This is a genomic window from Rhodococcus sp. EPR-157 (assembly GCF_001647195.1).
In the GTDB taxonomy this organism is placed as follows: Bacteria; Actinomycetota; Actinomycetes; order Mycobacteriales; family Mycobacteriaceae; genus Rhodococcoides.
Map to the genome: position 1 here is coordinate 1 of NZ_LVCV01000253.1, position 8,829 is coordinate 8,829.

7 protein-coding genes are annotated in these 8,829 nt (G+C 65.5%); 4 read left to right on the forward strand and 3 right to left on the reverse strand.

Annotated elements, in window-relative coordinates; genetic code table 11:
* Nucleotides 1–280: acyl-CoA dehydrogenase family protein (locus A2J03_RS11530; RefSeq protein ID WP_197480727.1), on the reverse strand; the 280-nt coding region annotated here is incomplete at its 3' end.
* 92 nt (nucleotides 281–372) lie between these two features.
* A complete protein-coding gene (locus tag A2J03_RS11535) occupies nucleotides 373–2,490 on the reverse strand; it encodes an acyl-CoA dehydrogenase (RefSeq protein ID WP_068373669.1) in 2,118 nt (705 codons plus the stop codon).
* A gap of 93 nt (nucleotides 2,491–2,583) precedes the next feature.
* Here A2J03_RS11535 and kstR point away from each other — a divergent pair, with 93 nt between their 5' ends.
* The gene (kstR, locus tag A2J03_RS11540; protein WP_068373671.1) at nucleotides 2,584–3,258 is read left to right on the forward strand and encodes a cholesterol catabolism transcriptional regulator KstR; all 675 of its coding nucleotides are present in this window, start codon (nucleotides 2,584–2,586) and stop codon (nucleotides 3,256–3,258) included.
* Nucleotides 3,259–3,310: 52 nt separating this feature from the next.
* Nucleotides 3,311–5,857 (forward strand): trehalose-phosphatase, encoded by a 2,547-nt coding sequence (gene otsB / locus A2J03_RS11545; protein WP_068373674.1) that lies wholly within the window; start codon nucleotides 3,311–3,313, stop codon nucleotides 5,855–5,857.
* A gap of 108 nt (nucleotides 5,858–5,965) precedes the next feature.
* Here otsB and A2J03_RS11550 read toward each other — a convergent pair whose 3' ends face one another.
* Nucleotides 5,966–7,054 (reverse strand): LacI family DNA-binding transcriptional regulator, encoded by a 1,089-nt coding sequence (locus A2J03_RS11550; RefSeq protein ID WP_068373677.1) that lies wholly within the window; start codon nucleotides 7,052–7,054, stop codon nucleotides 5,966–5,968.
* A gap of 129 nt (nucleotides 7,055–7,183) precedes the next feature.
* On the opposite strand from A2J03_RS11550, the gene A2J03_RS11555 reads away from it, so the two are divergent.
* Nucleotides 7,184–8,167: a metal ABC transporter solute-binding protein, Zn/Mn family gene (locus tag A2J03_RS11555; protein WP_068373680.1), complete on the forward strand. Its 984-nt coding sequence runs from the start codon at nucleotides 7,184–7,186 to the stop codon at nucleotides 8,165–8,167.
* 38 nt (nucleotides 8,168–8,205) lie between these two features.
* Nucleotides 8,206–8,829, forward strand: a 624-nt coding sequence (locus A2J03_RS11560) for a metal ABC transporter ATP-binding protein (RefSeq protein WP_068373682.1), incomplete at its 3' end; no start/stop codon positions are given.

Below are 8,829 nucleotides of genomic sequence, written 5' to 3' on the forward strand. Positions count from 1 at the left end.
TCGTTCGATCGACCGCGTCCGGCGCAAGCATGGCCAGCGGGACGACGCCGAAGCCGATAGTCGCAAGGGCTGGACCGACCACGCCGGCATGCGCGAGTTCGGTGAGCACCGTTGCCGCTTCGGGGAGACCGAGGCCGTCGCCGCCTGCCGACTCGGGCAACAACATCGTGAGCAGTCCTGCGTCCCAGAGCGCGGCCCACAGGTCCGCGGGTTCGCGCGCCAATAGTCCGGAGACCATCTCGGCGATGGTCGTCTGGGTCGAATCTCGTGTGAAGTCCACGCCTGAGCACCTATCGACGAGAGAACCAGCATTGGTAGAACGTGTTCTATTTTTAACACCTTCGAGCGGCAATCACCAGACCCAACCCCCCGCTACCGCGGCAGCCCCAATATCCGCTCGGCCGCAACAGTCAGCAGGATCTGCGTCGTTCCGCCTGCGATGGACAGACATCTCGTCAGCAACATTTCCTTGGCGAGCGGACCTTCGACCGCGCCGACGGGTCCCACCGCCTCCAACGCGAACTCCGCGAGATCCTGGCGATGACGGACGCCGACCAGCTTGCGCACGCTCGATTCCGCACCCGGATCCTGTCCGCCGAGCCGTCGCAACGTCGCGCGGAACTCGAGCAGCGATCCGACAAGGCCGTCGGCGATGAGACCGCCGAGTCGATCCGCCACACCCGCATCCCCGACCGTTGCTTCGACGACATCCTCGAGAGCAGAGCCCAGCGTGGAACCGTTGCTCATCGCGACGCGCTCGTTCGCGAGGGTCGTGCGTGCGAGCCTCCAGCCGTCGTTCTCGCGCCCGATGAGACCCTCGTCGGGGACGAAGACGCCGTCGAGGAACACTTCGTTGAACACCGCGTCACCGGTGATCTCGCGGAGTGGCTCGATGCGGATTCCAGGCGATGCCATGTCGAGGACGAAGTAGCTGATTCCCTTGTGCTTCGGGACGTCGCGGTCGGTTCGGGCCAGGCAGATCGCCCAGTCCGCTTCCCGCGCGAGCGAGGTCCAGATCTTGTGTCCCTGCAGCGTCCAACCACCGTCGACCTTCTTCGCCGTGGTCCGCAACGAGGCCAGATCCGAGCCCGCCTCCGGTTCGCTGAAGAGCTGGCACCAGGTGATGTCACCTCGCAATGTCGGGCCCGCGAAGCGCTCGATCTGCTCGTCGGTGCCGTGTTCGAGAATCGTCGGGACCGCCCACCAGCCGATGACCAGATCCGGTGGTGTCATGCCCGCACGATGAAGTTCCTCGGCGTAGAGCAGCTGCTCCGCGGGACTCGCGTCGCGTCCGTGTGGTTTCGGCCAGTGCGCCGCGGCCAGACCCGACGACGCGAGAGCCGCGCGAGGGTCCTCGGACGCGACGATCTCCCCGACCTCGTCTCGGGTTCTCGCGCGCAGCTCCTCTGCCGCACCCAGATCGACGGAAAGGGTTCTGCGAATGCCCGCGCGCGTCAGATCGGTGACCCGTGTGCGCCACCGCGTCGCGCCACCGAGCAGTTGCCGCACAGCGAGCGCGCGACGCAGGTAGAAGTGCGCGTCGTGCTCCCAGGTGAACCCGATTCCGCCCAGGATCTGAATGCAATCCTTTGCTGTGTCGACGGCGGCATCCAGCGCGATCGCACCTGCAACTGCGGCCGACAGCGAGAATTGCTCGGATGCGGTGTCGGCTGCCACCGCAGCGTCCCACGCCGCTGCCCGCGTCTTCTCCACGCGGCACAGCATGTCGGCGGCCAGATGTTTGACGGCCTGAAAGCTCCCGATCGGCGCGCCGAACTGCTCGCGAAACTTCGCATGTTCGACGGCAGTGCGCAGACACCACCCAGCGATGCCTGCGGCTTCGGCGGCGGCGAGGGTGACGGCAAGATCGTGCACGTACTGCGTCGACACGTTCTCGAGGACGGCGTCCGCCGGGATTCGAACCGCCTCGAGCGACACCCGAGCCAGCGGAACCGTCCGATCCACGCCGAGAACAGATTCGATCTTCAGTCCTGGGGTATCCGCGGCAACAATGCACCAGACCTGCTCACCCTCCCGACTGACCGGCAGCAGAACCGCGACGCCGTCGGCACCGCCGAAGGCGAGTTCGGCGGTGCCGTCGACGATCAGTGAGTTCTCCTCGGCTCGCGCCTCGGGAATTGCACCGGACAGGACGACGGCAACGGGAGTATGCCCGTCGCAGATATCCGCGGCGGATCCGTGCTTGGCCAGGACGATCGCAGCCAGGACCGTCCCGATCACCGGCCCGCCCACGAGTGCTGCGCCTGTCTCCTCCAGCATCGCGGCGAGGTCCGCCGTGGTGCCGCCCGCGCCCCCTGCACTGTCGGGCACCGCAACGGAGAACACCCCGAGATCGGCGAGCGCCTGCCAGTGGCTACGCCAAGCGGACAGCTCGTCAGCGCGTAAAGTTCCGATCGGATCGGCCGAAGACACCCACGATCGAATCGATTGCTGGACGTCGCGCTGGTCCTCGGTCGTGGCAATTGTCACAGTGGTTTCCCCAGGTCTCGTGATGACTTTTCCATCTAGAACGTGTTCTAATACGCTAGCTGGTCACGAGTCAAGGTGCGAAGGAAAACGTCAATGACCTCATCATCCAGGTCGGGCGCAGTGAGCCCTTCCGACAAGAACGGATCGGGCGATCTGACGCCACTCCGTTCGGTCGGTGTGCTCACGGACGACGATCTCAGCTCCAACGCACAGCGTGAACGCCGCAAGCGCATCCTCGATTCCACGCTCGCACTCGCGTCCAAGGGCGGATACGAAGCCGTCCAGATGCGTGCGGTCGCCGAGCGCGCCGATGTAGCCGTCGGAACCCTGTATCGCTACTTCCCGTCGAAGGTCCATCTGCTGGTATCGGCACTGGCCCGCGAATTCGAGAAGATCGATTCCCGCCGCAAACTTCCCCCCGGCCAGACGCCCCAGGAGCGCATGCACCTGATCCTCGGGCAGATCACACGGGCCATGCAACGTGATCCACTGCTCACCGAAGCGATGACGCGAGCCTTCATGTTCGCCGACGCGTCCGCCGCCGCCGAGGTCGATCAGGTCGGGCGCCTGATGGACCGATTGTTCGCCAAAGCGATGAGCGACGGCGAGCCGACGGAGTTGCAGCTCAGTATCGCTCGCGTCATCAGTGATGTGTGGCTGTCGAATCTGGTGGCATGGTTGACCCGGCGATCCTCCGCCACCGATGTGGCAGCGCGACTCGAACTGACCGTCGATCTTCTGCTCGGAGACTCCAAGGCAATCGACTAGCCCGACGATGTCCGAGTAGGCGGTTGTGCCTTGATCGCCTAGATTCGTTCAGGTGACTGCACTGGATCTGCCGCTGGAACTTCGCCGCGCCCTCATCGGCGTTGCCCGGACCCCTCGATTGCTCGTCACTTCCGACTACGACGGCACGATGGCGCCCATCGTGTCCGATCCGTTGAAAGCGTTTCCGCACCCCGAAGCCGTGAGTGCCATGCGCGGTCTCGCGACCCTCGCTGGGACCACCGCCGCTGTCATCTCCGGTCGCGCACTGCGCGACCTGGCAACGCTGTCGCGTCTGCCTGCCGAGGTACAGCTCGTCGGCAGCCACGGCAGCGAGTTCGACGTGGGCTTCATCCACGCCATCGACGACGAGGCCAAGAGGCTCCTGCACGACATCGCCACCGACATGCAGTCGATCGCGGCCCGCTGCCCCGGCGTGACCGTCGAGGTCAAACCCGCCAGTGCGGCCCTGCACGTGCGCAACGCCGAGCCCGACGATGCCGAACGCGCTCTCGAAGCGGTTCGAAACGGCGTTGCTCTGCGCGACGGCGTGCAGATCACGGAGGGCAAATCCGTCATCGAGCTTGCCGTCATCGTCACCGACAAGGGCGTCGCACTCGACATCCTTCGCCATCAAGAAGGCGCGACGGCGGCGGTCTTCTTCGGCGACGACGTCACCGACGAGAAGGCCTTCGCCCGGCTCCACGGCCCCGACATCGGCGTCAAGGTCGGCACCGGCGACAGCGCGGCCGAGTTCCGCATCGCCAGCACCGCACAGGTCGCACTCGCCCTCGCGTTCCTCCTCGAGGAACGTCGGCAATGGCTGTCCGGGGCGGACGCCCCGCGTATCGAGCGGTTGACCATGTTGGCCAGTCCCAATGCCGTCGCGCTCGTGACCCCCGATGCGAACCTGACCTGGCTGTGCCACCCCGAACCCGACTCCGCGGCGATCTTCGCGCACCTCCTCGGCGGCAACGAAGCCGGCCACTTCAGCGTCGGACCGACCCGTGCCGCCCTGCCGCTCAGCCAGCAGTACGTCGACGGCACCATGACCGTGCAGACCAAGTGGTCGAGCCTGCAGGTCACCGACTACCTGCCGCACGACGTGCCCAGTGGCCAGACGTCGCTGACCCGGGTCATCACGGGTAAAGCGACCGCCGTCGTGACATTCGCGCCGAGGCCCGAGTTCGGCAAGGTCTGGGCTCGCCTCGAACCCGAGAACGACGGTCTACGCATCTACGGAACCGCGGATCCGATGGTGCTGCGCAGTCCTGGAGTGCGATGGAACATCGTGTCCGACGGAGCGCAGCAGACCGCGCACGCCGAGGTCGACCCGTCCTCGGGTCCTATCGTTCTCGAACTACGGCTCGGCAGCGAAGATCTCGAACCTTCTGCGGTTCCGGAGACGGAACGACGACAGCGCGCCGAGGCCTACTGGAAGGACTGGGTCGACGGTCTGACCCTGCCGCCGCTCAAGCGCGATCTGATGAAGCGGTCGGCGCTGACGCTACGCGGTTTGGTGCACTCCGATTCGGGTTCGATCATGGCTGCAGCCACCACCTCTCTACCGGAGGAGATCGGCGGCGTCCGCAACTGGGACTACCGCTACTGCTGGCTACGAGACGCGGCACTGACCGCGTCTGCACTGGTGAACCTCGGCTCGACAGAGGAAGCCGAGAACTACCTTTCCTGGATTCACGGTGTGTTGCAATCGGTTCCGGGCCCCGAGCGGTTGCATCCGCTGTACACGATCTGGGGCCTCGGACTGCCACCGGAAGCTGTCATCGACGAGCTTCCGGGCTATGCCGGGTCCCGGCCGGTACGCGTCGGGAACGCCGCGAACCAGCAGGTGCAGCTCGACGTGTTCGGCCCCATCGTCGACCTCATCTCATCCCTCTCGCATGCTCGCGAGGCGAAGGGGTTGCACGGGAAAGAAGCGCTGTCCGAGAACGATTGGTCCCTCGTCCGGTCGATGGTCGAGGCCGTCGAGCGTCGGTGGTCCGAACCCGATCACGGCATCTGGGAGATCCGCGGCAACCCGCGCCACCACGTCTACTCCAAGGTGATGGGGTGGATGACGATCGACCGGGCCCTCACCCTCGCGTCCACGTTCGACCGCGAGACCGAACCGGGCTGGGAGACACTGCGTTCGACCATTCGAGCCGAGGTCCTCGAGCAGGGCTGGAACGACGAAGTACAGTCCTACACCGCCGCGTACGACGGCTCCGACCTCGACGCCGCCACGCTCCACATCGGGCTGTCCGGGCTGATCGACGCGTCGGATCCGCGGTTCGCGGCGACGGTCACCGCCACCGAAGCAGAGCTTCGCAGCGGATCGACGGTGTACCGCTATCACCACGACGACGGATTGCCCGGCGGCGAAGGCGGTTTCCACCTGTGCGCCGCGTGGCTCGTCGAGGCCTACCTGCTGACCGGGCAGCGTTCGGAAGCGGAAGCCCTGTTCACCCAGCTCGTCAGCGCCGCCGGACCGACCGGCCTCCTCAGCGAGGAGTACGACCCAGTCGCAGAGCGCTCCCTCGGCAACCATCCGCAGGCCTACAGTCACCTCGGTCTGCTGCGGTGTGCGGCGTTGCTGAGCTGATCCGGGCGTCGGCCCACCATCGGCCCGCGCCCACCATCGCTTGAAAGGTCCATCCATACGATCAGATGGCTGCGAAGGTCCATTCAAGCGATGGTGGGCGGGCGAAGCTCACCCCGGCGGCGGCCCGGCGGTTCGCCCCTTGAACAGCTCGGTGGGCATGAACTCGGTCGATACGACGCCGGATCTCGAGGTGGACATCAGCAGCGCACCTGCCCGTCGCCCCTTCTCCTCTGCGTCCTGACGGACGGTGGTGAGGTTGTCCCGGATGGCGTCCTCGACACCGTCGAATCCGGTGACCGTGAGCTGGCCGGGCACATCGATGCCCGTGACCTTGGCGAAGTTCAGTGCTCCCAGCGCAAGGACGTCGGTCGTGCAGAGCAGGGCCGTGGTGTCGCGATTTGCCTGTAACGCCTGCGCAGCTGCCGAGTGACCGGAACGCATGGTGTGTTCGAACCGCTCGACGACGGTCAACGACTCCGGATCGAGTCCGGCGTCGACCATCGCCTCCTTCACACCCGCGATTCGTTCGCGCTGGACGTGAAAATGACTGTCTGCCAGTCTCGCTGGGGGTACGACGCCGTCGCGACGGTCGCGTCCCAATCTCATGCACAGCACGGCGATGTGCTCGTGTCCGAGTGCTATGACCTGTTCGGCGAGGAGCTTCATCGCGGCGCGGTCATCGATCGCGACGAGTGCCGCCTCGGGCACTCCCCGCGGTTGGTCGCAGATGACGATCGGCAGGTGCCGTTCGCGGACCGCCAGCAAGTATGGATCGTCGTCGGCGACGGAGTAGACGACGAACGCGTCGACGCCTGCCTGCTGGACGACGGCAGCGGCTGCAGTGTCTTCCCGATCCGGACCAGCAGGGATGAGCAGAAGCCCTTGGCCGGCTGCCTCGCACGATTCGGCCAGACCGGCGAGGAACGCCATCGCGGCTGGATCCCGGAACGAGTAGCTGAGAGCCTCGGTGAGTACGAGTCCGACCGCGCCGGCCTTGCGGGTACGGAGCGAGCGCGCCACCGGATCCGGGCCTGCGTACCCGCGACGCTTCGCCGCCATGTGCACACGTTCACGCAGCTCAGGGGACAGTTGGTCGGGACGGTTGTACGCGTTCGACACCGTGGTGCGAGACACCTTCAGCTCGGCCGCGATGGACGCCAACGTAGCCGGGCGCCGTGGCTCCCTCGACCTGGACATACCCGGACGTTAGTCGCAAACCAGGTCACAGCGAAAATCGGCCCGATTCGATACTGAGCCACCGACTCGCTAGAGTACAACGGTAACGGTTTCCAATTGCATTTATCCTGCCGCTCGAGGAGTTCCCCAATGCGTCGTACCACCACCGCGCTCGTCGGACTGTCCTGCGCCGCCGCTCTGGCCCTGAGCGCGTGCAGTTCGGACGCCGAGACGTCGACCACCTCGGCCCCGGCCAATGCCGTCGACGGGCCCATCACCATCGTCGCGTCGACCAATGTCTGGGGCAGTGTCGCCGAAGCAGTAGCCGGAAACCTGGCCACCGTCGAGTCGATCATCGCCGACCCGTCGGCCGATCCGCACTCGTACGAGGCATCTCCCAGTGATGCCGCCAAGGTCGCGGAGGCCTCGCTCGTGGTCTACAACGGTGGCGGATACGACGAGTTCATCACCGACATCCTCGGCTCCGAAGGCCAGAATGTGCCGTCGGTGAACGCGTTCGAACTTCTCGATTCCGACCACGCACACGAAGACGCCGAAGAGCCGGAGGACACGAGCCACGAGTCCACCGACGGTCACAATCACGGCGAGATCAACGAGCATGTCTGGTACAACGTCGAAACTGCCGCTGCCACAGCAGAATCCATCGCCGACAAGCTCGGACAGCTCGATCCCGAGAACGCTGCGCAGTACACCGCCAATGCAGAGGACTTTCACGAACAGGTTCACGCAATCACCGACGTGACGGCCAAGATCGCCGCCGACTATCCCGCAGTACCGGTCGCACAGACCGAGCCGATCGCGCACTACCTCATCGAAGAGTCCGGTCTCGACGACAAGACCCCCGAGGACTTCAAGGACGCCATCGAAGAGGGCACCGATCCGTCCCCCGCGTCGATCGCAGCTACCCGCGACCTGTTCACGTCCAACTCCGTCAAGGCATTGGTCTACAACATCCAGACCCAGGACGCAGTCACGCAGGACATCCGGTCGACCGCCGAAGCAGCAGGCATCCCCGTCGTCGAGGTCACCGAGACGCTCCCCGAGGGACAGACCTACATCGAATGGCAAACCAAGGCGGCTCAGGATCTCGATGCTGCGCTGAGTGCATCCTGACTCGGCGGGCGCTCGCCAGCCCTGGAAAGCTGTAGTGCATGTCTGCTGTAGAACTGCGTGACGCCGGACTGGCGTTCGGCGAGCGCACGCTGTGGCAGAACCTGGACCTCACCGTCCAACCCGGAGAGTTCGTTGCCGTCCTCGGCCCGAACGGTTCCGGCAAGACGTCGCTCCTGAAGGTCCTGCTCGGCCAGAACAACCTGACTTCCGGTACCGCGGCGATCGCCGGAACGCCGGTGCATCGCGGTCAATCCGGAGTCGGTTACATACCCCAGCAACGCAGCATCGACGACGACCTTCCGTTACGCGGGCGAGATCTCGTCGGCCTCGGATGGGACGGTCACCGGTGGGGCATCGGATTCCGTGGGATGCGCGAACGCAAGCGCATCGTCCAGGACGCGATCGACCAGGTGGGCGCCAATTCGTTTGCCGGAGCGCCCGTCGGAACCATGTCCGGCGGCGAACAGCAGCGGTTGCGCATCGCGCAGGCACTCGTCGGAGATCCGTCGGTACTGCTGTGCGACGAACCTCTGCTCAGCCTCGATCTCGCCAACCAGCGGCTGGTGTCCGAACTGATCGATCGACGACGCCGGGAGCACGGGACCGCCGTCATGTTCGTCACCCATGAGATCAATCCGATCCTTCCCCTCGTGGACCGCGTC

Bases quoted from the DNA above. Each gene is read 5' to 3' on its own strand.
- kstR (WP_068373671.1), top strand. From the start codon at position 2,584: ATGACCTCATCATCCAGGTCGGGCGCAGTGAGCCCTTCCGACAAGAAC.
- A2J03_RS11550 (WP_068373677.1), bottom strand. From the start codon at position 7,054: ATGTCCAGGTCGAGGGAGCCACGGCGCCCGGCTACGTTGGCGTCCATC.
- A2J03_RS11555 (WP_068373680.1), top strand. From the start codon at position 7,184: ATGCGTCGTACCACCACCGCGCTCGTCGGACTGTCCTGCGCCGCCGCT.